Origin of the sequence: Burkholderia sp. AU38729 (assembly GCF_020419725.1) — a bacterium.
Taxonomy (GTDB): domain Bacteria; phylum Pseudomonadota; class Gammaproteobacteria; order Burkholderiales; family Burkholderiaceae; genus Burkholderia.
Genome location: NZ_JAIZQO010000004.1, coordinates 465,430 through 489,071, shown reverse-complemented (window position 1 = coordinate 489,071; position 23,642 = coordinate 465,430). Strand labels below are relative to the sequence as shown.

Below are 23,642 nucleotides of genomic sequence, written 5' to 3'. Positions count from 1 at the left end.
CACCGCCATGACCCATGCACCGGCCATGCTGTATCTCGACACGCGCGCGCTTCCGGGCGAGCGGATCGCCGAAATCGACGCGGCGCGCGGCCTCGGGCTCGACCTGTATGTGGCGACGCCGACGCCGGACGCGTTCCGCTCGTTCGGCTGCGCCGGCATCATTCCGACCCGGCTCGGCGATTACGACGCTGCCGAGCGGACCATTCTCGACTACCTGCGCGAACGTCGCGTCGAGCTGTCCGGCGTCGTCGCGTGGAAGGACCTCGAAGTCGTGCTCGCGAGCCGGTTGTCGCATCGGCTCGGGCTGCGCGGCACGGCGCCGGACGCCGCGCTCAACGTGCGCGACAAGGCAGCGACCCGCCGCGTGCTGGACGCGGTGCCGAACGCGAACCCGCGCTACGCGGTGGTCGGCAATGAAGCCGAGTTCACCGCCGCGCTGAAGCGGATCGGCGCGCCCGCGCTGCTGAAGCCGGCCGGCAACTCCGGCAGCCGCGGCATTTTCCCGGTCGACGTGCGCGACGACCCCGCCGAGGTGTATCGCGCATTTCGCGCATACAACTCGCCGGAGAAGGGCGAGATGTTCAGCCTGTACGGCGATCATGCGCTGCTCGAGGAACTGCTGACGGGCAGCGAGCACTCGGTGTCCGGCGTCGTCGCGCACGGCCGCGTCGCGATCAACGCGATCATCGACAAGACCTTCGACCGGTCGATCCCGATCCAGTACGAGAACGTGACGCCGTCGCTGCTGCCGGTCGACACGCAGGCGGCCATTCGCGACATGGTGCGCGCGGGCGTCGCGGCAACCGGCATCGACTGGTGCGGGTTCCACGCGGACGTGATGGTGACGCGCGACGGGCCGAAGATTCTCGAGATCGGCGGCCGACTCGGCGGCGAGTTCATCAACTCGCACCTGATCCCGTACAGCGTCGCGGGCTTTTCGCCCTATCGCACGGTGCTCGATCTCGCGCGCGGCGCGATCGACGGCCCGCTCGACGACCGGCTCGGCACGGCGTCGACGCGCGCGGGCCAGCGCATCGTGATGCCGCCCGGGCTTGGCCGCATTGCCCGCGTCGAAGGTTTCGAGCGACTGTGGCGCCGGCCTGAACTGCGTTTCCTGCAGGTCGTCGCCGGCAAGGGCGCGCAGATGGCGCTGCCGAAGGACGTGTTCAAGGCGTACGAGATCGCGTACCTGATCGCGCAGTGCGAACTCGACCGCGATATCGTGGCGCTGCTGCGCGAGCTCGCGGCCGACGTGACCGTCACGCTGGACTGAACCGGAGACCATCATGGCGATCGACACGATTCGCGACCCGCGCCACTACCTGCTCGTGCCGGCGATGCCGGCGCCGAACGGACGCCTGCACCTGGGTCATATCGCGGGCCCGTACCTGCGGCTCGACATGCTCGCGCGCCACCTGCGCAGCCGCGGCGAATGCGCGCGCATCGCGTGCGCGAGCGACCCGTACGATTCCTATATCCCGCTGCGCGCCGGGCAGGCCGGCGTCGACGCGGCGGCGCTCGCGCGGCAGAGCTGCGCGGGCATCGTCGACGATCTCGCCGACATGAACATCGACGTCGACCTGTTCGTCGATCCGCTCGGCGATGCGCATCACGACGCCTACCTCGCCGCGCACGACGGGCTCGTCGCACGGCTGGTCGCGCAGCGGTGCGTGTCGACGGTGCGTGAACGCCTGCCGTATTCGGCCGCGCGCGCGTGCTACGTGACCGGCAGTTTCCTGCTCGGCCGGTGCCCGCAGTGCGCGCGCGACGTCTCGGGATTCTTCTGCGAGGACTGCGGCGCGCATTTCCAGCCGGAGGACGTGCAAGAACCGTCGGCGCGCTGGGGCGAGACGCTGGCGATGCGCGAACAGGACAACCTGTTCTTCGACATCGCGGAGCCCGCCGCGCTGGTCGCGCAACTGGCGGGCACCGAAACCGCACCGGTGTTCGTCGACATCGCGCGCCGCCATCTCGACCGCGACGGCGCGCGCTTTCGCATGACGAGCCATGCCGGCTGGGGGCTGCCGTACGCGCTGAACGGCGAGCCGCGCACGCTGTTCGGCCATGGCCTGCTGTTCGGCGCGATCCGTTTCGTCGGCGATCTCTATGCGCGCAAGCACGGGCTGCGCGCGAACCCGTTCGACCGCGACTCGGACGTGATCACCGTGAACGGATTCGGGATCGACAACTGCGTGTCGCACCTGGTCGGGATCCAGGCAATGGCGATGGCCGACGGCGTGTCGAAGCCGTTCGACCGCTTCGTGATCAACCATTTCTATACGCTGGAAGGGCGCAAGTTCTCGACGAGCCTGCGCTGGGCGATCTGGGTCGAGGATCTCGCGGCCCGCACGCGCGTACCGTCCGACGCGGTGCGCTTCTTCGTCGCGTCGACCAATCCGGTCGACGCGCGCACCGACTTCGATCGCGATGCGTTCTGCCGGTTCGTGAACGGGCCGTATGCGACCGTGCAACGGCATGTGGCCGAGGCGATCGGCGGGCCGCTCACGGCGCGCGCGCCGGCCGACGAAACGGCGCGGGCGGCAGAAGCGGCGTGGCGCGACGCGCAGCGCGCGATGGATTTCGCGACGTTCGACCCGACCGCGCTGGCCCGGATCGTCGAACGCTGGAGTGCGCGCTTCGACGGCGCGCGTGCGGCCGGCGACCTGTACGGCTGGACGAAGGGCTTCGCGCTGCTTGCGTACCCGCTGATGCCGGCGCTCGCGCGGACCGCGTGGCGCGCGCTCGGGTTGCGCGGCGAACCGAACGCGGGCGATTTCGCGCGGCTGTCGTCGCCGGTCGTCACGCCGCTGGCGAGCTTCGATCCGGTCACGGCGGGGGAACTGGCGGCGGTGCTGCCGCCCGGCATGCGGGAGGTCGCATGATGGAAGGCGCACTCGAAGGGCTCGTGATCGTCGACCTGACGCGCGTGCTGGCCGGCCCGTTCTGCACGATGCTGCTGGCCGACCACGGCGCGCGCGTCATCAAGGTCGAACGCCCGTCGACCGGCGACGATGCACGCGCGTACGGCCCGTGGTACGGCGGCAAGTCGGCTTACTTCGCATCGCTCAATCGCGGCAAGGAGAGCATCGCGCTCGACCTGAAGGACCCGGCCGACCGCCGCGTGCTCGACGCACTGCTCGAGAAGGCGGACGTCGTCACCGAGAACTTCCGGCCCGGCACGATGGCGCGCATCGGCTACGACTGGGACACGCTGCATGCGCGCTTTCCGCGCCTGATCTACGGTAGCGCATCGGGGTTCGGCCACACGGGACCGTTTCGGGATCACCGTGCGTACGACATGATCGTCCAGGGGCTCGGCGGGATCATGAGCGTGACCGGCGAGCCCGGGCGCATGCCCGTGCGGGTCGGGCCGTCGATCGGCGACCTCGCGGCCGGCCTGTTCCTGACGACCGGGCTGCTGATGGCGCTCGTGCGGCGCGGCCGGACCGGGCAGGGCTCGAAGGTCGACATCGGCATGTTCGACTGCCAGCTCGCACTGATGGAGTATTTCATCGGCCGCTATTTCGCGACCGGTGAAGTCACCGGGCCGGTCGGCAGTTATCGGCCGGCGATCGCGCCGCCGTTCGGCGTCTATCGCGCGGCGGACGGCCCGCTCATCATCGCGGCCGGCAACGACAAGCTGTTCCGGCTGCTGTGCGACGCGCTCGGCGTGCCGGCGCTCGCGGCCGACCCGCGCTTCGCGGGCGGCGAGGCGCGCAAGGATCACGAGGCCGAGCTCGAACGCACGCTCAACGACCTGCTGGCGGCGCACGACGTCGAGCACTGGTGCGAGCGGTTCGCGCGTGCGGGGCTGCCGGCCGGCCCGATCAACCGTGTCGATCAGGCGGTCGTCCATCCGCAGACGGCCGCGCGCAACATGCTGATCGACGTCGACGATCCGGATGTCGGCCCGTACCGGCTCGTGGGGACGCCGATCAAGATATCGGGTTGCCCCGATCCGGCCACCCGCCGGGCCGCACCGGCGCTCGATCGCGACCGCGACGCGATTCTCGCGGAACTGGGCCTGGTCGGGGAGGAGGTGCACGATGAGCGCGCGTAAGTTTCCGCATGTCGGCGCGTTGCCGCCGGAGTCGCATGTGCCGGGCGTCGTGCTGCGCCAGGCCGATTTCGCCGGGCTCGGCGACGGCGAGATTCCGTTTCGCGGCGGCCTGTTCACGGTCGAGCCGAATTGCACGTCGCGGCTGGATGTTCACGCGGTGCGCGAATGCTGGATGATCGCGCAGGGCAGCGGCCGGCTGACCTACGACGGCGAGCCCGTGCGCGTGTGCGCCGGCGACGTGCTGTATTTCGAATCGCACCGGTCGCACCAGGTGCAGAACGACGGCGCGACGCCGCTCGTGATCAGCACCGTCTGGTGGCAAGCCGATGCGGGTTGATCTCGCGATCGTCGGCGCGGGCGTGACGGGCGCGACGATCGCGCACGTGGCGGCGCGGCATGCGGGTGCGCTGCGCATCGCCGTGTTCGATGCGCGGCCGCTCGTGCAGACCGCGACGGCGCTGTCGGCGGGCGTCGTCACGCCGTTTTGCGGCATCGGCGAACGGCGTGCGCGATCGCAGGTCGCGAACGCGTATTACGGCGCGTGGGCGCGGGCCGGACGCTGCGTGCGCGACGCGCCGTTCGCCTTCGTTGCGGCCGCATCCAACGCAGGCGGCCCGCTGTTCGCGACGCCGGTGCCGGCCGATACGCCGGATGCCGGCGACGCGCTGCTCGGCGCGTTGCCCGACGGCGTGCGTCTTTGGCGCGCCGGCCGTGCATGGCTGGTCGACGTGCCCCGGCTGGTCGCGCACTACCTGACGGGCGCGCGCGCCGTCGCGCGTTTCGACGCGCCGGTTACACACGTGACGCGCCATGCCGGCGGCTGGACCCTCGTGGCCAACGGCGTGACGCTGCACGCCGACCGGCTCGTCCGCGCGAGCGGCCCGTGGCCGGCCGTCGATGGCGAAGCCGACGACGACGCGCGCGGCGAAGCGCGACCGGACATCGTCACGAAGAAGATCGTCGCATTCGATGTCGACGGGCGCGCATTGCCGCCGGCACCGGACTCGCCGGTCGTCTACCTGCCGGACGCACAGGCGTTTCTCGCGCCGGTGCACGCGCGGCGCGGCTGGTTGCTGAGCATCACGTCGCACGCATGGGGGTGCGCCGCCGGCGCGCGCGTCGCGCCGAGCGCCGACGAGCTCGCACTGGCACAGGGGCTGCTCGCGCGTCATTTTCCGGGCCTGCGCGACGCGCACCTCGCCGCGCGCGTGGCGGTGGACGGCTACACGACCGACCGCAATCCCCGGGTCACACCGATCGGCCGAAACGGCTGCGCGGTGGCGGGCGCGTCGGGCTCCGGCGTGCGTTTCGCACCGGCGCTCGCGTATGAAGCGCTCGCCGCCGTCGGGTTGCCGTTCGACCCCGATCCGGACACGACCGCGCCCGAGCCGTCGCTTCTCGAACGCGCCGATTCACTGGTTTCCTCCTTCACCGAACCTGTTCAGCCATGCATACCGAACTCGCCTGGGTTGCCGTCGCACCCGCCTTCGCACTGATCTGTATCGGCGTCGCGGTGCGTCGCATCGCGCTGGTCGATGCGGCATTCTGGCCGTCCGCCGAGAAACTGACCCATTACGTGCTGTTTCCCGCGTTCCTCGTGCATTCGATCGGACTGGCCGGGCCGCTCGATGCGTCGTCGAAGTCGACGATCCTGCTGCTGACGGGCCTCACGCTCGCGGTGCTGGCCGCCGTCGTGCTCGGCTGCCGGCTGTGCGCGGTGCCGCATGCGTCGTTCACGTCGATCGTCCAGGGCTCGATCCGCTTCAACAGCTACATCTTCCTGTCGGTCGCGTCGGGGTTGCTGAGCCCTGCGGATTACGGGATCGCGGCGGTGGTCGTCGCGTACATGGTCGCGATCTCGAACACGCTCGTGCTGCTGTCGTTCGAGCATGGCCAGGCCGGCGGCCGCGGGCTCGTGGGGATCGTCGGCAAGGTGGCGGCGAATCCGCTGATCGTCGCGAGCGCGTTCGGGATCGTGCTGAACCTGACCGGCTGGCGGTTGCCCGCCGCGCTGGACCAGACCGTCGACGTGCTCGGCGGCGCCGCGTTGCCGTTGAGCCTGATCTGCGTCGGCGCCGCGCTGCGGCTGCCGTTGCCGCGCAAGGAAGCGGCGCTCGTGCGGGCGGGGCTCGTGACCACCGCGATCCGGCTGGTCGGGTTTCCGCTGCTCGCGCTGACCGCGACGAAGGCGTTCGCGGTGTCGCCGCTGTCCGGGAACCTGATCCTGCTCTATTCGGTGCTGCCGTGCGCGAGCAATTCGTATGTGCTGTCCACGCAGTACGGCGGCAACCACCGGCTGATGGCATTCGTCGTCGCGCTGTCGACGGTGCTGTCGTTCGTGCCGATTTTCATCGTCGCGCGTGCGATGTAGGCTGACACGCCGCGACGCAGCCGGCGCGGCCCGCATGGCCCGCCGTGCACAATAACCAACAAGACAGGAGACCCCCATGATTTCGAGGCGCTCGTTCAATCGCGCACTCGTCGGACTCGCGATGGCCGAGGTGCTCGGCGGATGCGCCGGTGCGATCACCGGCACGCGCACGATCACCGGCGTCGACACCCACGCGCACATATTCCTGAAATCGCTGCCGCTCGTGCCGGGCCATCGCTACACGATCGCGTACGACGCGTCGCTCGACCAGTACCTCGCGATGCTCGACCGGCACGACATGTCGAACGGCGTGCTGATCCAGCCGAGCTTTCTCGGCACCGACAACCGCTATCTGCTCGCCGCGCTGCGCGCGCAGCCCGCGCGCTTGCGCGGCATCGTCGTGATCGACCCCGCGCGCGATGCCGAGCAGGTCGCCGCATGGACGCCGCTCGGCGTGCGCGGCATCCGGCTGAACCTGATCGGCGAACGCGATCCGGATTTCGCGGGCGCGGCGTGGCGCGCGTTGCTGCCGCTTCTGCGCCGGTACGGCTGGCAGGTCGAGCTGCATGCGGAAGCCGCGCGCCTGCCGGTGCTGATGCCGCCGCTGCTCGACGCGGGCGTCGATGTCTCGCTCGACCATTTCGGGCGGCCCGACCCGCGGCTCGGGATCGACGATCCGGGCTTCCGCTATCTGCTGACGACGGCGGCGAGCCGGCGCGTGTGGGTCAAGGTGTCGGGCGCGTACCGGAGCGACCGTGCCGATCGCTGGCAGGCGTCCGGCCTGACCGCGATGCGTGCGGTGCGCGAAGCGTTCGGTGCCGAACGGCTGCTATGGGGCAGCGACTGGCCGCATGTCGGGTACGAGGGCGTGGTCGACGATGCGCTCGCGTACCGGTACATGGAGACGTTGCTGCCGGACGAGGCCGGGCGCCGGCAGGTGCTGGTCGATACGCCGGCGGCGCTGTACCGGTTCGATGCGAAAGCGTGAGCGGGCAGGGTCGGCGCGTTTGGCAGAACCCCTGTAATCTGCACACTGCCCGCGCCGCCATGGGTGCGGCTGCGGCTTGTGCGGCCAGTGCGGTGTTCCGAACGGCACCGCGCGCATCCGGCCCCCTTCCACGCATCGCATCAGGAGCACGTATCTTGGCAACCTACATCGTGTTTACACGGGAAAGCATGCAGGACCAGCAGGAATTCGACCTCTACCAGAGCAAGGTCGGCGCGACGCTCGCCGGGCATCCGGTGAAGGTGCTCGCGGCCTACGGGCCGCAGGAAACGCTCGAGGGCGAAGGCCCGGAAGGCGTCGTGATCGTCGAGTTCCCGTCGAAGGAAGCCGCGCACGCGTGGTATCACGGCCCGGAATACCAGGCCGTCGCCCAGCACCGCTTCAAGGGCGCGCGCTATCGCGCCGTGCTGGTCGAAGGCGTCTGAGCGACGTGCATCGGGTGTGTCCGGCGGCGCGCCGCGACGCCGGACGCCCGTCCCGCCGATGAAACCTTCGACTCCCGCCACCGCGCCCGTTCGCCCGTCGATGGGTCGCGCCGCAACCGTGCTGCTCGCGATCAGCGTCGCGCTTTATCTTGTCGCCATGTTCACCGCGCCGTTCCGCACCGGCGCACCGGCCCCGCATCCATGGGCCGACGGCTGGCAGGTGCTGTTGACGGGCTGGATGGGCGTGCTCGCCGGCATCTATGCATGGCTCGCGAATCCGCTCGTGTTTGCCGCCTGGCTGCTGACCGTGAAGCGCCATCGCGCGCAGGCGGTCGTGCTGGCCGGTCTGGCGCTGCTGTTCGGGATGAGCTTCCTGTCGCAGCACCAGATTGCCGTCGACGAAGCAGGGAACGTCGAACCCGTGCATCTCGACGCGATCGGCTACTGGTGCTGGCTCGCGAGTTTCGCTGCAGCGGCGGTCGGCGCGGCATGGTTGCCCGGGCGGACGAAGACGCGCTGATGGATTGCGGACGCTCGATGCGGAGGTCGACCGAGGTGACGATGCCCGGCATCGCGACGATCCGCGGCATCGGCACGTGACGCGACATCGCGTCTTGCGTGCCGATGCATTGAAGGCGCGACGCTGCTGTCGCGCCTCCCACGATCACCCGATGTGCGCCTGCAACGCACGCAGCCAATACGACACCGCCACCGCGCCGCCGTCCGGCGTGCCGATCGCGCGTTCGCCGAGATAGCTTGCGCGCCCGGCGCGCGGCGTCATGCGTGCGGTTTCCTGCGCGCCGTGCTCGGCGGCTTCGATCGCCGCGGCCCACGCACCCGCGGGATCGCGATCGTCGTCGAGCGCCCGCTCGAATGCCGCGACGGCCGGTACCAGCGCATCGAGCATCGTGCGGTCGCCGGCGTGTGCGCCGCCCAGTTCGCTGATCGAATCCACCGCGCCGCGGAACGCCGCGGCCCAGTCGCGCGCCGACGGCTCGGCGACATCGGCCAGCCGGCGCGACGCGCGCAGCAGCGCCGTCGCATAGAACGGGCCGGAGCTGCCGGCGATCGCGCGGCGCAACGCGGCGCCGAGCGCCGAGAGTGCGCCGGCCGGCGTGCCGTACGCGGCTTCCGGCAGCGCGAGGATCGCCTGCGCGGCGCGCAGCATGCTCGCGCCGAGATCGCCGTCGCCGGCCGCCGCGTCGAGGTCGGTCAGCGTCTGCTCGTGATCGATCAGCGTCTGCGCGACCGCGTGCAGCGCCGGTTGCAGGCGCGCGGCCCACGCGCGGCCGGCCGCATCGAGCGGCGGCAACGGCGCTTCCTGCACGGCGGCCGAGGCCACGCGGATCTGCGTATTCACAGCGCCGCCGCCCGGCCATGCGCGCGCCTGCGTCGGCGCGTCGAGCAGCACCGCGCGTTCGTCGTTCAGCCGCAGCACCGAGATCGAGCAGCCGGGCATGTTCAGCGCCGACAGGAACGTGCCGGCCCACGCGCGCGCGACGACGATGCCGCGCCGGTGCAGGTTGTCGTGCGCGGCGCGCAGCACGATCGCGAGTTCCATGTCCGGCGTCGCGCCGAGGCCGTTGACGAACAGCGCGACGCGTTCGCCGCGGTCGAGCACGAGATCGGCGACGATGCTCGACAGCAGCGTGTCGACCAGCGCATCGGCCGGCAGCGGCGCGCGGCGTTCGACGCCTTTCTCGCCATGGATGCCGAGGCCGAGTTCGATTTCGTGATCGCCGAGGCTGAAGCCCGACTTGTCGGCGCCCGGGATCGTGCAGCCGTCGAGCGCGACGCCCATCGTGCCGAGTTCGGCCGCCGCGTCGCGCGCGATCGCCGCGACGCGGGCGAGCGGCAGCCCGCGCGCGGCGGCCGCGCCGGCGAGCTTGTGGATCAGCACGGTGCCGGCGATCCCGCGCCGCTGGCCACGCTCGACGCGGCCGCGCAGCGACACGTCGTCGGCGACGATGACCGTCTCGACCGGAATGCCTTCGGCGCGCGCGAGTTCGGCGGCAAGCCCGAAATTGAGCCGGTCGCCGGTGTAGTTCTTCACGATCAGCAACGCGCCGTTCGGGCCGGCGCTCGCGCGGATCGCGGCGAGCACGGCGTCGGTGGACGGCGACGTGAACACTTCGCCGCAGACGGCCGCGCTCAGCATCCCTTCGCCGACATAGCCGCCGTGTGCGGGCTCGTGGCCGCTGCCGCCGCCGGAGAGGACGGCGACGGGGCGCTGCGCGGGCTCGGGCAGCGGCTGGCGGACGAGCACGTGCTCGTCGCCGAGGATCGCGACATGCGGCGACTGCCGTGCGATGCCTTCCAGCATTTCTCGCACGACATCGGACGGGCGGTTGACAAGCTTTTTCATGGCGACGGGTTCCGGACGGTGAACGAGGCCTGGCCGGGCCCGCACGGGCGCCGGACGGCCTTTCGTGTTGCGCAGGATCGTGCGGGCGCTGTCGCCGGGGGCAGGCGGTCATGGAATGGATGACCTTCCGCACGGGCGAAGCGACGCGCACGCTTCGCGCCACGATACATCAGGTTCGGACGTTGATGCACGGAGGGCGGCGCATTCCTGGCGAGGCAAGAGATGCCAGTTCGGCCGCGGCGATCTACGGCACATGACTCGCTATATCAACCTCGCTTCCGTGACAGCCGCGTGCAGCGAACCGGTGACGCATCGACTGACCCGAGCGGGGGCGCGGAGAGCGTTGGGAGGCCGCCGTGGTTTCGCCGTTGTCGGGATTCCCGGTAACGTGGCCCGTGCGGGCACGCAGCGCTGCCGATTTCTGCAATCCGACCAGACGACCGACCTTGTCCCGTATCCGGTTGGCCGACATCTGTCGGACGATTGATCCGGCGCGTGCACGGGCGGCCGCAGCCGTCAACGCCGCACTTCTATCGGCAGGTGGGGCGTCGGATTCGAGGGGGCGTGCTCCGCAGTGAGCGCGCTACGGACAACGGATCATGCCCAGGCTCGACTTTGTTCCGTTCCATGGCGGCGCCCAGCCGCTTCGCGGGTCCCTCGGTTCTTCCATCACCGATGTGACAAATGCGTGTCATGAGTGAATATGTTTTTTTTCGCTTGATTACCACCCTGTCGCACTGGATAGAATGCTACGCGTTCCTGATGAATACGGAACGGTTCGTACATATTTTTGCTTCGACCATAGCTAAAAAACTGGGGATCCCAACATGCGAGACAACGGAGCATCGACGATGCCATCCGAGGAAATCGTCCCACTCGGCGACATCGAGAATATTGCACGACGCCATTTCGTGATGGGGCTCGGTGCAGCGCTTCTGGCCGGATGCGGCGGCGACGGAAGCGACGTGGTGACAGACGGTGAGCGACCATCGGCGAACGGCATCGGTCAGGCGTCCCGAGGTGCTCCAGCTCCGGACGGTATCGATGCAGGCGCGACGTCGGCAGGCACTGCCCAAACCCGCGCCTTCACGCATCCCGGCTTGCTGCATACCGCCGCGGATTTCGAACGCATGCGCGCTAAAGTCGGCGCCCACGCGTCCCCGTGGATCGACAGCTGGAACGTGCTCGTCGCCAACGGTCACACGCGCCTGACGAACAAGCCGAACCCGCAGGTCGGCATCTATCGCGGCAATGATCCCACGCATGGTCAGAACTACGGCGCGCTCTACAACGATATCGCCGCCGCCTATGGCGACGCGCTGCGCTGGAAGGTGTCGGACGACACACGCTACGCCGACAAAGCCGTGGAGTATCTGGACCAATGGGCCGCGAAGCTGACGACGCTTGGCGGCAGCGACGTGGCGCTCGCCGCCGGCATCTACGGCTACGAATTCGCCAACGCCGCCGAAATCATGCGCGGCTACAGCGGCTGGAGTCCGGCCGGGCTTGCCGCGTTTCAGGCAATGATGCGCAATGTCTTCTACCCGGTCAGTCACGCTTTCCTGACCCGTGTCGACACCGCGATGGACACGCACTACTGGGCCAACTGGGGCCTCGCTAACATCGCGTGCATCCTGGCCATCGGCGTGCTGTGCGACGATGCCGGGCTCGTCAACGAGGCCGTCACCCATTTCAAGACCGGCGGCAGTAACGGCTGCATCCGGCAAGCCGTGTACTACCTGCACCCCGGCAACCTCGGGCAATGGCAGGAAGCCGGCCGGGACCAGGGCCACAGCACGCTCGGCATTGCATTGACGGGCGCCATTTGCGAGATGGCGTGGAATCAGGGCATCGACCTGTACGGCTATGACAACAATCGCTTTCTGGCGGGCGCGGAATACGTGGCCAAGGCCAACCTGAAGCAGGCGGACGGCGCGTTCTACACGGTGCCTTTCATCACGTACCAGAACAGCGCCGGCGTCACCCAGACGCAGTTCGCCGCCGGTGGGCGAGGCGACGCGCTGGGGCGGCCCTGCTGGGCATTGGTGGCCAACCATTACATCAACCGCAAAGGTCTGGCGGCGCCTTATACCAAGCGCGCTGCCGAACTGGTGGCACCGGAAGGTGGCGGCGGCAACTATGGTCCCAACAGTGGCGGCTTCGATCAGCTTGGCTACGGCACGCTCACTTGCACGCTCGACCCGGGCACCCCCGCCGCCACGCCGACCGGCCTGACCGGCTACGCCAGCGCGGGCAAGGCGGTGCTGTCATGGTGGGGCAGCAGCAACGCCGTCAGCTACAACGTGAAGCGCGCCACCATTGCCGGCGGCCCGTACAAAACCATCCAGAGCGGGATCACCGATCTGCTGACCTATACGGATCTGCCAGCCGCTGCCGGCACGTATTTTTACGTCGTGACAGCGCAAACGATTGCGGGCGAATCGGCGCTCTCCAACGAAGTGAAAGTGATCACGGCGCAGCAGTTGCTCGCGCACCTCACGTTTGACGAAGGCAGCGGCACCACGGCCGCCGATAGCTCGGGCAACAGGCGCAATGGCACGCTCAACGGCGCAACGTGGGCAGCGGGGCACAGCGGTAACGCGGTCTCGCTCAACGGCTCGGGCGCGTATGTCGCGTTGCCCGACGATTTGCTGGTCGACGTGTCGGACTTCACCATCGCCTCCTGGGTGTTCTGGAACGGCGCGCAAACGTGGGCACGCCTGTTCGACTTCGGCACGGGCTTCCACCGCTACATGATGTTCACGCCGCGCGCGCAGTTGCGCAACGGCTGGGCCGGCATGCGCTTCGCCATGACGGCCAACGGCCCCGGTGACGGCCCGCCGGAACAGATCATCGACGCCCCCACCGAGCTGCCGAGCAAGCGGTGGGTGCATGTGGCCGTCACGCTTTCGGGGTCGACCGGCACGATCTACGTGGACGGCACGCCCGTCAGCACCAACACGGCGATGTTCCAGGCGCCGTTCCGCTTGGGCAGTACCACGCAGAACTGGCTGGGCAAATCGCAATACAGTGCCGACGCCACGTTCCACGGCCTGATCGACGATTTCCGCCTCTATCGCGGTGCGCTCAGCGCTGCGCAGATTGCGTCGCTCATGACGAGTTGATCACGCAGGGCCCGACGGCGGGCCTTGCGATGGACCTCTTTTTTAAGGACTTCTGATGACCGTGTTTTCTCAACGATGGATTGCCGCTGCGGCGATCGCGTGTGCGTTATGGGGCTGTGGCGACGGATCCGATAGCGCGACAGGCGTGCCCCGTGCGGGCGCCAATGCAGTCGCCAATCGTAGCCAGATCGGCGGAAATGGCAGCGGCAGCAACCTGCCGGCGGCCAGCTGGACCAGCGTCAAGTGGGGTGGCGGCGGCTATGTGACCGGCCTGATCTACCATCCCGTCAACGCGAGCCTGCTGTACGCACGTACCGACGTCGGCGGCGCGTACCGCTGGAACGCGACCAACTCGACGTGGACGCCCATCACCGACGGCATCGGTTTCGGCTCGGGCGAGGGCGATTTCCACGGCGTCGAAAGCCTCGCGCTCGACCCGAACAACGATCAGCTCGTCTACATGGTGACCGGCATTACCGTGACGCAGGGTCACAACGGCCGCATCTACATCTCGAGCAACCGCGGCAACACCTGGACGCACTACGACCTGCCGTTCCCGGTGGGCGGCAACGACAACGGCCGCGCCACGGGCGAGCGCCTGCAGGTCGACCCGAACAATCCGTCGACGCTGTTCTACGGATCGCGCACGGCCGGCCTGTGGAAGAGTGCCGATTCGGGCCGCACCTGGACGCAGGTCACGGGTCTGTCCTCCACCACGATCAGCGGCGGCAGTTCCCCGATCGGCGTCGAACAGGTGATCTTCGATACGTCGGGCAAGGGCAGCGGCCAGCCGACCTGGATCATGTGGGCCACCGTCGCCCCGGACTACGCCAACGCGGCGGGCCTGACGTCGACCCTGTACAAGTCCACCAACGGCGGCTTCTCGTGGACGCCGGTGCCTGTCCCGCCGACGGTGTCCGGCTACTACATCCCGCACGTCGTGCGCACGTCCGACGGCAACTTCTACGTGGTGTTCAACGCGGGCGTCGGCCAGGGCATCGGCGGACCGAGCTATCTCTACAAGTTCGGCGGAAGCAACGACAGCAACTGGACGCTGCTCAACCGCCCCAGCAGCAACGGCTTTGGCGGCCTGTCCGTCGCCGGTCTGGGCGCGTCCGCCCGCATCGCACTGGGCCTGACCGGCTGGAGCGACACCAGCAAGACCATCCAGCTATCCGACGACGGCGGCAGCACGTGGCGCGAGATCGAGGCCGGCATGCCGCACACCGGCACTGCCACGGGTGGCTGCGCCGGCTGGGTCGAGAGCGTCGCCATCGACCCGGCCAATCGCGATCACGTCATGCACGTGCACGGCGGCGGCATCTGCGAAACCATGAACGCCTCGTCGCCCACGCCAACCTGGCGCCCCAAGGTCGACAACCTCGAGGAAACCGTGACGCTCGCGCTCGTCACGGCGCCGCCCGGCGCGTCGTACAACTTCATCAACAGCGCCGGCGACATCGGCACGTGGGTCAATACGGATCTCTCGACGAGGCCGACGAAAGGCCCGTTGAACACGTGGAGCAGCGGCAATTCGGCCGACATGTCGTGGTCCGATCCGACGTACATCGCCGCCGCGGGCGTCGACAACGCCAACGGCCATGCGACCAAGGGCTTCTGGTCCGGCGACAGCGGCAATAGCTGGTCGACGTTCGCGTCGCTGCCCAACGGCGCCGCGGCAAGCCAGAGCAACGTGGGCAACCTGGTCGTCCCGTCCCGCAACAACGTGACCTGGGCACCGCCGGACTCGGTGCCGTCGTACACGACAAACAATGGCGCCAGCTGGACGGCGACCAACCTGCCGGCGTTCGGTGCCACATGGAACGGCTTCCCGCGTGCCTACCGCCTGGCCGCGGACCGCAAGAACCCGAACAAGGTCTATGCGTACGACTCCGGCGGCGCACCGTGGGGCTGGCAGCGCGGCAAGATCTACGTCTCGAACGACGGCGGCCACACGTTCGCGCTGAGCCAGGGCTCGGTGAACGCGAACCTGGCCTGGAATGCGTGGGGGGAGACGTCGATGGCGGTCAATCCGAACGTGGAGGGTGATCTCTGGCTGGCCGACGGCACGGCCGTGTACCACTCGGTGGACTCGGGAGCGACCTGGACGAAGCTCGGCGTCTTTGCGTCGACCAGTGACACACCGGGCGCCACCGTGATCGCGTTGGGCAGGGCACCGGCCGGTTCGTCGTACTCGGCCGCGGTCTATGTGGAAGGCACATTGAACGGCGTCTGGGGCATTTACCATTCCGATGATGGGGGGGCAACGTGGGCGCGCTTCAACGATGACGCGCACCAATTCGGCGGCTCCGGCGTGATGGCCGGCGATTGGAACACGTATGGCCGGATTTACGTCAATGGCGCCGCTCGCGGTCTGATCTATAGCAATTGAGGTTGAGCGGCCGTGAGGGGCCATTCTCGACGTCGATGTCACGGCGCGCTGACCAACGAGCATGGGTGTCCACCGATTGGGGAGGTGGACACCTGTGGACGACAAAGACGTTGAGTTGATCGTTTACCGCTACGGTACGATCGCCTGCTCAAGCTCCGGCTCGGGCCGCGATACATCAGGTTTGAACGTTGATGCACAGAACGCTGCGCGATCACGCCGGAGCGAGGCAGCGGTGCGCCCCCATACGCAGCTACTTCACCGCCGCAATTTCCTTCGCGCGAATCAGCCGCGCCCGCAGCACATTGCGGCTGATGCCGAGCAGCCGTGCGGCCTGGATCTGGTTGCGGTGGCTGAATTCGAACGCGACGCGCATCACGGTGTCCTCGATGCGTTCGAACAGGTTGCCGTGATCCTCGTCGAACAGCTCGCGCAGCGCGCGTTCGAGCGCGGCTTGTGCGCCGGTGGCCGGGTCGGGTTCCGGCGCCGACGTACTCGAGGCGGCCGTCGGCACACCCGGCGACGCGATATGCAGATCGGCCTCCTGCAGCGAGTCGTTCCGACTCACGAGCAACGCGTGATGGATCACGTTCTCGAGTTCGCGGATGTTGCCCGGCCAGCTGTGTGCCTCGAGCCGGCGCTCGGCGCGCGGGTCGATGCTGCGCGGCCCGTAGCCGAGGCGGCTGCGGTAGTCGTCGAAGAAGTGGCGTGCGAGCGGCAGGATGTCGCCCGGGCGTTCGCGCAGCGTCGGCACCGCGAGCTGCACGACGTTGAGCCGGTAGAACAGGTCGCCGCGAAACTGCCCGTTCGCGACGGCCTGCTGCAGATCAACGTTGGTCGCGGCAACCACGCGCACGTCGATCGGCACGCCGGTGCGCGAACCGAGCCGCACGACTTCGCGCTCCTGCAGCACGCGCAGCAGCTTGACCTGCATCGACAGCGGCAGGTCGCCGATCTCGTCGAGAAACAGCGTGCCGCCGTTCGCGGCCTCGAACCAGCCGGGCTTCGCGCTGAACGCGCCGGTAAACGCGCCTTTCTCGTGACCGAACAGTTCGCTCTCGACGAGCGTCTCGGAGAAGGCGCCGCAGTTCACCGCGATGAACGGCCCGCTGCTGCGGCGGCTGAGGCCATGCACGTGGCGCGCGATCAGTTCCTTGCCGGTGCCGGTCTCGCCGACGATCAGCACGTTCGCGTCGCTCGGCGCGACCAGGCGAATCCGCTCGAGCAGCGCGACCGAGCGCGGATCGACGAACACCTGCGCGCGGGCACGAATGGATGTCGCGAGCGCGGGGCGGTCGGGCAGCGTGAGGACGGGCGCGGCGTCGGGCCACGCATCGGTAGGGGTGTGATTCACGAGTAGAAGCCCGGCGTCGGATAGGTTCGCTTGAGCGCCCATTCGCCGATCTCGCGAATCTTGTACGCGAGCGGGTCGTGGAGCGTGTGGGTGCGCAGGTTGCGCCAATGTCGGTCGAGCCGCAGCGCGCCGTGCGTCGCGCGGGCGCCGGCGACGTCGAACATCCGCGTGCAGAGATCGAGGCCGGTGCGCGCGGCCGACACCTTCGCGGCGGCCGTGGCGAGCGCGACCTGGCCGCGCTCCGCCTGGGTGAGCGCCGCATCGCGGGACCATGCGGCGTCGAGCCGGTCCGCCGCGCGGTCGGCGAGCACGCGCGCGGCTTCGAGCCCGACCCAGAATTCGCCGTACTGGCCGAGGATGTACGGATCGTCGCCGGTGCTCGCGACCTGCGCGCCGGGCCACGGCCGCGCCTCGTGCAGCGTGTAGTGCCGCGCGTCGTTGAACGCGGCTTCGGCGATGCCGAGATACACGTTCGTCAGCACGAGCTGCGCGACGAGCGGGCGCAGGCACGCGAACGGCGTCGACAGCGGGCCGGGATCCGTCAGCAGTTCGTGATCCTCGACGCGCACCTTCTCGAACGTGACCGTGCCGCTGTCGGTCTGGCGCTGGCCGATGTTGTTCCAGTCGTCGGCGATCGAGATGCCGCTGCGCTGTGTCGGCACTGCCGCGATCAGGAATGCGCGCGTCTGCGCATCGTGCGCGGACGCGATCAGCATCTGCGAATCGAGCGCCCCCGAGCAAAAACTCTTCTGGCCGCTGAATTCATGCCATGCGCCGCGCGAGCGGCTGATCGTGCGCGCGTCGAGCGGATTCAGCGCATTGCCCCAGAACCACTGCTGGCGCGCGGTGCGTTCGAACCACGATTCCCACTGCGCGGGCGCGCCGAACAGCCGCACCGTTGCGAGCATCAGGTGGTGGAAACCGAACACGTGCGCGAGCGAACTGTCGGCGGCCGCGAGCACGCGGACGACGTCGAGCGTCGTGCGCCAGCTCGCGCCGAGGCCGCCGTAGGCGGCGGGGATGCTCAGCGCGAGCAGGCCGCTGTCGCGCAGCTGATCGCGCTCGGCCTTCGGCGTGCCGCCCTGCAGGTCGCGCTCGGCCGCGGTGCGTGTAAAGCCGGCTGCCAGGCGCTCGGCGATTTGCAACGCGTCAGGGGGCGCCGGTTCGTCGCGGGGCGGCGCGACGACGCGCAGGCCTTCCGCGCGCGGCGATACGGAAATGGGTGTCATGGCGATGAATGTGTCGGGTTGCCGCACGAAAACGGTCAGGCCGCGGCGGGCGTTGCTGGCCGGGTGCTGCGTGATCAGCAGAGTGTTCAACGTTTCGCGCAACGCGGGAAACATCGATTTCTGATAACCAATGCGGGATTGCTGCGCTGGACGCAGTCGCGCACGGCACGGTCGCGCGGCACGGCGATCGGCGGCACGCAACGCGACGATGCGGCAGCCATGCCGGCGCTACTGCAACGGTGGGAGGCGTCGCGCCGGCGCGTGAACGGGAAAAGCGGGCGTCAATGCGTGCCGATGGATGCCGTGCGCCTGCCGGAATCCGTGTCGAAGCGGAAAAACCTGCCTGCCGCACATCGCGCTGCTGATCACGCAGCAGTACATCAGCAGCGTTGTTTCCCCGAGTTCATCGCGCTGCGGAATATGGTTGTGATGCCATCGCTGGCACGCTTATCGACGGGCGCGAACAACGGCGGCGCCGCGACTGGTGGTCGATCGCGATGCATTTCGTCATGCAGACGATCGGTTTCCGTCTCGATCATCGAAATGGCACGCTCCTTGCTGACCGAAGACGTGATGGGTGCGTCGGCACCCGACTCGACAATGGGAATGCAACCGATGAGCAATGCAATCAACGTGGTCGCGATATCGGGCGGCTTGCAACGGCCGTCGCGCACGCTGGCGCTGACCGACGCGATCGTCGCGGCGCTCGGTGCCGCGCTGCCGATCGAAACACGGCTGATCGAACTCGGCGAGATCGGCAGTCGGCTGGCCGGCGCGCTGACGCGCGCGCAGGTGCCGGCCGACCTCGATGCGCAGATCCGCGCGATCGAGACGGCCGATGCGCTCGTCGTCGCGAGCCCCGTGTATCGCGCGTCGTACACGGGCCTCTTCAAGCACCTGTTCGACCTCGTGCATCACGAAGCGCTGATCGACGTGCCCGTGCTGCTCGCGGCCACCGGCGGCAGCGAGCGTCATGCGCTCGTGATCGACCATCAGCTCCGTCCGCTGTTCAGCTTCTTCCAGGCCCGCACGCTGCCGATCGGCGTGTATGCGTCCGAAAGCGATTTCGACCAGTACCAGATCACGAACCCGGCGCTGCGCGCGCGTATCGCGCTCGCCGTCGATCGCGCGGTGCCGCAACTGCGCCCGCATGCGCTTTCCGTCGCGGCCGCGTAGGCCGCCTGCGTTTTCTTTTCCGACCAGGACACACTCATGAGCCATCCCGACTCTTCCGCCGACGGCGTCAAGTTCGCCTACTGGGTGCCGAACGTCAGCGGCGGCCTCGTCGTCAGCACGATCGAGCAGCGCACCGACTGGAGCCTCGAATACAACCAGCAGCTCGCGCGCACGGCCGAGGCGGCCGGCTTCGACTACGCGCTGAGCCAGATCCGCTTCACGGCCGGCTACGGCGCCGAATATCAGCACGAGTCGGTGTCGTTCAGCCAGGCGCTGCTGCATGCGACGACGAAGCTCAAGGTGCTCGCCGCGATCCTGCCGGGGCCGTGGCATCCGGCCGTGGTCGCGAAGCAGCTCGCGACGATCGACCACATCTCGAACGGGCGCATCGCGATCAACGTCGTGAGCGGCTGGTTCAAGGGCGAATTCACCGCGATCGGCGAGCCGTGGCTCGAGCACGACGAACGCTATCGGCGCTCGAAGGAATTCATCCAGGCGCTGAAGGGCATCTGGACGCAGGACAACTTCACGTTCAAGGGCGATTTCTACCGCTTCAACGACTACACGCTGAGCCCGAAGCCGGTGCAGAAGCCGCATCCGGAGATCTTCCAGGGCGGCAGCTCGCGGGCGGCGCGCGACAACGCGGCGAGCGTGTCGGACTGGTACTTCACGAACGGCAATACGCCGGAGAACCTGAAGGCGCAGATCGACGACATCCGCGCGAAGGCGGCGGCGAACAACCATCGCGTGCGCATCGGCGTCAATGCGTTCGTGATCGCACGCGATACCGAGGAAGAGGCGAAGGCCGTGCTCGACGACATCATCCGGCACGCGCACGTCGAGGCCGTGCACGCGTTCGGCGATGCGGTGAAGCAGGCCGGCAAGGCATCGCCCGAAGGCGAGGGCAACTGGGCGAAGTCGACGTTCGAGGATCTCGTGCAGTACAACGACGGCTTCCGTACGAACCTGATCGGCACGCCGCAGCAGATCGCCGAACGCATCGTCGCGCTGAAGGCGATCGGCGTCGACCTCGTGCTCGCGGGGTTCCTGCATTTCATCGAGGAAGTCGAGTACTTCGGCCAGCGCGTGCTGCCGCTCGTGCGCGAACTCGAGGCGCAGCAGCAGGCGGTTGCCGCGTGACGCGGAGGCCGGTGCGCGGCGCGCGTTCACGCATGCCGTGCGCGGGCCGATCGAACGGGTGACATCGACCGCTCTTGCAGGTCATCCAGGTTCAACGTTTCGGATATCGAAACAGGAGGCTGGCGGACGCTTCGCGGCACCGCCGGCCGGTTCATGCGCTTTACCGGAATCTACATGTCTACGGAATTCACCGAAGAAAACGTGCAACCCCAAGCGGGCACCCCACACGCTTCTGTTCCCGTCATCGGCTCGGATGCCGAGGCACTCGACGTCGCGCACCAGGTCGCGGCACGACTGGCCGAGCACGCCGCGTTGCGCGACCGCGAGCGGAAGCTGCCGTTCGACGAGATCGAGCTGTTCTCGTCGAGCGGCCTGTGGGGCATCACCGTGCCGCGCGAATACGGCGGCGCCGAGGTGTCGAACGTGACGCTCGCGGAAGTGATCGCGATCGTTTCGCAGGCCGACCCGTCGCTCGGCCAGATCCCGCAGAACCACTATTGCCTGATCGAGGACATCCGCCTCGAAGGCAGCGACGCGCAGAAGCGCTTCTTCTTCGATCTCGTGCTGAAGGGCACGCGCTATGGGAACGCGTTCTCGGAAGCGGGCGGCAAGAACGTGCTCGATATCCAGACGCGTGTGCGCCGCGACGGCGACGCGTTCGTGCTGAACGGCCGCAAGTTCTATTCGACCGGCACGCTGTTCGCGCACTGGATTCCGGTGCTCGCGCTCGACGAGTCGGACCAGGCCGTGCTCGCGTTCGTGCGGCAGGGCGCGCCCGGGTTGACGGTCGTGGACGACTGGAGCGGCTTCGGGCAGCGCACGACCGCGAGCGGCACGGTGATCGTCGAGAACGTGCGCGTGAGCCCGTTCGAAATCTTCCACACGCAGCGTTCGTACGACCGCCCGACCTTCGCGGGCCCGTTCGCGCAGATCACGACCGCCGCGATCGACCTCGGCATTGCGCGCGCCGCGCTGCAGGACACGATCGCGTTCGTGCAGCAGCATGCGCGCCCGTGGATCGACAGCGGCGTCGAACGCGCGAGCGAGGATCCGCTGACGGTCGCGCAGATCGGCGACATCGCGTACCGCGTGCATGCGGCCGAAGCGCTGCTCGCGCGCTCGGGGCGCTTCGTCGATGCGGCGAAACGCGAGCCGAGCGAGGAAACGGTGGCGCAGGCCGCGATCGCGGTGGGCGAGGCGAAGATCGCGACGACCGAGGTGTCGCTGCTCGCGGCGAGCAAGCTGTTCGAGCTCGGCGGCAGCAAGTCGACGCTCGCGAAATACAACTTCGACCGCCACTGGCGCAACGCGCGCGTGCATACGCTGCACGACCCGGTGCGCTGGAAGTATCACGCGATCGGCAACTACTACCTCAACGGCGTGAAGCCCGCGCGCCATTCCTGGAATTAGCCGGATCGTGCCGGCGTATTTCCCGCGACGAAACATGGGCGAGGAAACCCGGTGGCCGCATTGTCCTCATTGGCAGCCAGCACCACTGTATAGGCGGCCTGCGCGGCCTTGCTTCATTCCTGACGAGATAAATCGATGAGTCATCCAGCAAGCACCGCGCAGGCATTGCCTGCGCACCATACCGTGCCGCAGGCAGGCGGCCTTCGGCGCAACTATCTGAGCCTGCCCGAGCTGATCGCGCAGTCGATCGGCCTCGTCGGCGTGTCGGGCGGGATCGGCGTGCTGATCCCCGCCGTCTTCGCGACGGCCGGCAACGGCACGTGGCTGGCCTACCTGTTCGCGATCGTCGCGCTGTTGTTCGCGTCGTGGAGCATCTCGGTGTTCGCGCGCGATTCGGCGTCGCCGGGCGCGCTGTATGCGTACGTGTCGGCCGGCATCGGGCCGGTCTGGGGCGCGATCTGCGGGTGGTCGCTGCTGATCGCCTATGCGGTGGCCGCCGCGGGCATCCTGCAGGGGACGATCAACACGTTTCTGGTGCTGGGCCGCGAGACCGGGCTGCTCGGCAGCGCGACGCCGCTCGGCGCGGTGCTCGGGCTCACGGTCGTCACCGCGTTCGCCGCGTGGTACATCGCGTTTCGCGACATCCGGCTGTCCACGCGCTTCACGCTGTTCGTCGAACTCGCGACGCTGCTGCTGATCGCCGTCGTCGTGGTCGGGACGATCGCGTTCGGCGGGCATCCGGTCGATCGCGCGCAACTGACGCTGGAAGGCGTGAAGCCGACGCAGTTGCAGCTCGGGATGGTGCTCGCGTTCTTCAGCTTCACCGGGTTCGAGAGTGCGACCGTGCTCGGCGCGGAGGCGCGTGACCCGTTCCGCGCGATTCCGCGCGCGGTGCTGATCAGCGTCGTCGGGCCGGCGATCCTGTTCGTGATCGGCGCGTACGGGATGGTGAGCGCGTTCCACGGGCAGACGCCGCCGCTCGATCAGGTCGACGGCCCGCTCGCGGTGCTCGCGCATCGGCTCGGGGCCGGCTGGGTCGGCGTGCTGATCGATGCGGGCGTGGCGCTGAGTTTCTTCGCGGCGTTCTTCTCGTCGATCAATGCGGCGGCGCGGATCGTCTATGCGTTCGGGCGGCAGGGCGTGCTGCATGCGTCGACGGGCCAGGCGCACGAGCGGAATGCGACGCCGCACGTCGCGGTGGCGCTGATCGCGGTGCTGGCGCTGGTGACCGCGCTGGTGTTCACCGCGCGCGGCACCGCGCTGCTCGATTCGTATGGTTATCTCAGTTCGATCGCGACGTACGGCTGGCTGCTTGCGTACGTGCTGGTGGCGATCGGCGCGCCGCTTTATCTGCGCCGGCAGCGCCGGCTGCGTGCGCGGCATGTGGCGATCAGCGTCGTGGCGGTCGTGCTGCTCGCGATTCCGCTGGCCGGCAGCGTGTATCCGGTGCCGGCGGGCGTCTATGCGTGGCTGCCTTATGTGTTCGTCGCCTTGCTGGCGATCGGGCTCGGGTGGTTCCTGGTGCTGCGCGTCCGGTTTCCGGAACGGCTGCGCGAGCTGGAGGCCGAGCTGCTGACGAAGTGACGAAGTGA

19 protein-coding genes are annotated in these 23,642 nt (G+C 68.6%); 15 read left to right on the top strand and 4 right to left on the bottom strand.

The window, feature by feature from the left end:
* Positions 1–7 precede the first annotated feature (7 nt).
* The 9 genes from LGM56_RS14285 (at position 8) to LGM56_RS14245 (ending at position 8,382) form a co-directional block, all read left to right on the top strand.
* Positions 8–1,273 carry an ATP-grasp domain-containing protein gene (locus LGM56_RS14285; protein ID WP_226205255.1) on the top strand — a complete coding sequence of 422 codons (1,266 nt, stop codon included), beginning with the start codon at positions 8–10 and terminating at the stop codon, positions 1,271–1,273.
* A gap of 13 nt (positions 1,274–1,286) precedes the next feature.
* Positions 1,287–2,882: a methionine--tRNA ligase gene (locus tag LGM56_RS14280; RefSeq protein WP_089498998.1), complete on the top strand. Its 1,596-nt coding sequence runs from the start codon at positions 1,287–1,289 to the stop codon at positions 2,880–2,882.
* Positions 2,879–4,060 carry a CaiB/BaiF CoA transferase family protein gene (locus LGM56_RS14275; RefSeq protein WP_089498997.1) on the top strand — a complete coding sequence of 394 codons (1,182 nt, stop codon included), beginning with the start codon at positions 2,879–2,881 and terminating at the stop codon, positions 4,058–4,060. Before LGM56_RS14280 ends, LGM56_RS14275 begins: the two co-directional genes overlap by 4 nt.
* The gene (locus LGM56_RS14270; protein WP_089498996.1) at positions 4,047–4,397 is read left to right on the top strand and encodes a cupin domain-containing protein; all 351 of its coding nucleotides are present in this window, start codon (positions 4,047–4,049) and stop codon (positions 4,395–4,397) included. Before LGM56_RS14275 ends, LGM56_RS14270 begins: the two co-directional genes overlap by 14 nt.
* Complete coding sequence (locus tag LGM56_RS14265) at positions 4,387–5,556, top strand: NAD(P)/FAD-dependent oxidoreductase (RefSeq protein WP_226205252.1); 1,170 nt, start codon at positions 4,387–4,389, stop codon at positions 5,554–5,556. The genes LGM56_RS14270 and LGM56_RS14265 overlap by 11 nt, the downstream gene beginning before the upstream one ends.
* The gene (locus LGM56_RS14260; RefSeq protein ID WP_089498994.1) at positions 5,508–6,431 is read left to right on the top strand and encodes an AEC family transporter; all 924 of its coding nucleotides are present in this window, start codon (positions 5,508–5,510) and stop codon (positions 6,429–6,431) included. Before LGM56_RS14265 ends, LGM56_RS14260 begins: the two co-directional genes overlap by 49 nt.
* A gap of 76 nt (positions 6,432–6,507) precedes the next feature.
* On the top strand, positions 6,508–7,419 hold the full coding sequence (locus LGM56_RS14255; RefSeq protein ID WP_226205250.1) for an amidohydrolase family protein: 912 nt from the start codon (positions 6,508–6,510) through the stop codon (positions 7,417–7,419).
* 155 nt (positions 7,420–7,574) lie between these two features.
* Positions 7,575–7,862, top strand: coding sequence for a DUF1330 domain-containing protein (locus LGM56_RS14250; protein ID WP_039369252.1), 288 nt, complete (start codon positions 7,575–7,577; stop codon positions 7,860–7,862).
* 58 nt (positions 7,863–7,920) lie between these two features.
* Positions 7,921–8,382, top strand: coding sequence for a hypothetical protein (locus LGM56_RS14245; RefSeq protein WP_144023189.1), 462 nt, complete (start codon positions 7,921–7,923; stop codon positions 8,380–8,382).
* Between the two features lie 144 nt (positions 8,383–8,526).
* Here the strand turns inward: LGM56_RS14245 and LGM56_RS14240 are convergent, their stop codons facing one another.
* Positions 8,527–10,227, bottom strand: coding sequence for a dihydroxyacetone kinase family protein (locus LGM56_RS14240; protein WP_226205249.1), 1,701 nt, complete (start codon positions 10,225–10,227; stop codon positions 8,527–8,529).
* An 851-nt stretch (positions 10,228–11,078) separates the two neighbouring features.
* Between LGM56_RS14240 and LGM56_RS14235 the strand changes: the two genes are divergently transcribed.
* Positions 11,079–13,352, top strand: coding sequence for a LamG-like jellyroll fold domain-containing protein (locus LGM56_RS14235; RefSeq protein WP_226205248.1), 2,274 nt, complete (start codon positions 11,079–11,081; stop codon positions 13,350–13,352).
* 145 nt (positions 13,353–13,497) lie between these two features.
* A complete protein-coding gene (locus LGM56_RS14230; protein WP_226205247.1) occupies positions 13,498–15,744 on the top strand; it encodes a sialidase family protein in 2,247 nt (748 codons plus the stop codon).
* 250 nt (positions 15,745–15,994) lie between these two features.
* Here LGM56_RS14230 and LGM56_RS14225 read toward each other — a convergent pair whose 3' ends face one another.
* The 3 genes from LGM56_RS14225 to LGM56_RS14215 all read right to left on the bottom strand — a co-directional run bounded on the left by LGM56_RS14225 (position 15,995) and on the right by LGM56_RS14215 (position 18,956).
* On the bottom strand, positions 15,995–17,095 hold the full coding sequence (locus LGM56_RS14225) for a sigma-54 interaction domain-containing protein (protein ID WP_226205245.1): 1,101 nt from the start codon (positions 17,093–17,095) through the stop codon (positions 15,995–15,997).
* Positions 17,092–18,324, bottom strand: coding sequence for an acyl-CoA dehydrogenase family protein (locus LGM56_RS14220; protein ID WP_413226774.1), 1,233 nt, complete (start codon positions 18,322–18,324; stop codon positions 17,092–17,094). The genes LGM56_RS14225 and LGM56_RS14220 overlap by 4 nt, the downstream gene beginning before the upstream one ends.
* 380 nt (positions 18,325–18,704) lie before the next feature.
* Positions 18,705–18,956 (bottom strand): hypothetical protein, encoded by a 252-nt coding sequence (locus tag LGM56_RS14215; RefSeq protein ID WP_226205240.1) that lies wholly within the window; start codon positions 18,954–18,956, stop codon positions 18,705–18,707.
* Here LGM56_RS14215 and msuE point away from each other — a divergent pair.
* From msuE to LGM56_RS14195, 4 genes are all read left to right on the top strand, one after another.
* Positions 18,940–19,500 (top strand): FMN reductase, encoded by a 561-nt coding sequence (gene msuE, locus LGM56_RS14210; protein ID WP_226205239.1) that lies wholly within the window; start codon positions 18,940–18,942, stop codon positions 19,498–19,500. The genes LGM56_RS14215 and msuE overlap by 17 nt on opposite strands.
* Before the next feature lie 36 nt (positions 19,501–19,536).
* Positions 19,537–20,640: a dimethylsulfone monooxygenase SfnG gene (gene sfnG / locus LGM56_RS14205; RefSeq protein ID WP_226205238.1), complete on the top strand. Its 1,104-nt coding sequence runs from the start codon at positions 19,537–19,539 to the stop codon at positions 20,638–20,640.
* 174 nt (positions 20,641–20,814) lie between these two features.
* Entirely contained in the window at positions 20,815–22,050 is a 1,236-nt protein-coding gene (locus LGM56_RS14200) for an SfnB family sulfur acquisition oxidoreductase (RefSeq protein ID WP_226205237.1), read from the top strand.
* A 135-nt stretch (positions 22,051–22,185) separates the two neighbouring features.
* Positions 22,186–23,634, top strand: a complete 1,449-nt coding sequence (locus LGM56_RS14195) for an APC family permease (protein WP_226205236.1) — start codon at positions 22,186–22,188, stop codon at positions 23,632–23,634.
* The last annotated feature ends 8 nt before the right edge of the window (positions 23,635–23,642 follow it).

Coding starts and splice junctions, on each gene's coding strand:
- LGM56_RS14285 (WP_226205255.1), top strand. CDS start 8: ATGACCCATGCACCGGCCATGCTGTATCTCGACACGCGCGCGCTTCCG.
- LGM56_RS14280 (WP_089498998.1), top strand. CDS start 1,287: ATGGCGATCGACACGATTCGCGACCCGCGCCACTACCTGCTCGTGCCG.
- LGM56_RS14275 (WP_089498997.1), top strand. CDS start 2,879: ATGATGGAAGGCGCACTCGAAGGGCTCGTGATCGTCGACCTGACGCGC.
- LGM56_RS14270 (WP_089498996.1), top strand. CDS start 4,047: ATGAGCGCGCGTAAGTTTCCGCATGTCGGCGCGTTGCCGCCGGAGTCG.
- LGM56_RS14265 (WP_226205252.1), top strand. CDS start 4,387: ATGCGGGTTGATCTCGCGATCGTCGGCGCGGGCGTGACGGGCGCGACG.
- LGM56_RS14260 (WP_089498994.1), top strand. CDS start 5,508: ATGCATACCGAACTCGCCTGGGTTGCCGTCGCACCCGCCTTCGCACTG.
- LGM56_RS14255 (WP_226205250.1), top strand. CDS start 6,508: ATGATTTCGAGGCGCTCGTTCAATCGCGCACTCGTCGGACTCGCGATG.
- LGM56_RS14245 (WP_144023189.1), top strand. CDS start 7,921: ATGAAACCTTCGACTCCCGCCACCGCGCCCGTTCGCCCGTCGATGGGT.
- LGM56_RS14240 (WP_226205249.1), bottom strand. CDS start 10,227: ATGAAAAAGCTTGTCAACCGCCCGTCCGATGTCGTGCGAGAAATGCTG.
- LGM56_RS14235 (WP_226205248.1), top strand. CDS start 11,079: ATGCCATCCGAGGAAATCGTCCCACTCGGCGACATCGAGAATATTGCA.
- LGM56_RS14220 (WP_413226774.1), bottom strand. CDS start 18,324: ATGACACCCATTTCCGTATCGCCGCGCGCGGAAGGCCTGCGCGTCGTC.
- msuE (WP_226205239.1), top strand. CDS start 18,940: ATGAGCAATGCAATCAACGTGGTCGCGATATCGGGCGGCTTGCAACGG.
- sfnG (WP_226205238.1), top strand. CDS start 19,537: ATGAGCCATCCCGACTCTTCCGCCGACGGCGTCAAGTTCGCCTACTGG.
- LGM56_RS14200 (WP_226205237.1), top strand. CDS start 20,815: ATGTCTACGGAATTCACCGAAGAAAACGTGCAACCCCAAGCGGGCACC.
- LGM56_RS14195 (WP_226205236.1), top strand. CDS start 22,186: ATGAGTCATCCAGCAAGCACCGCGCAGGCATTGCCTGCGCACCATACC.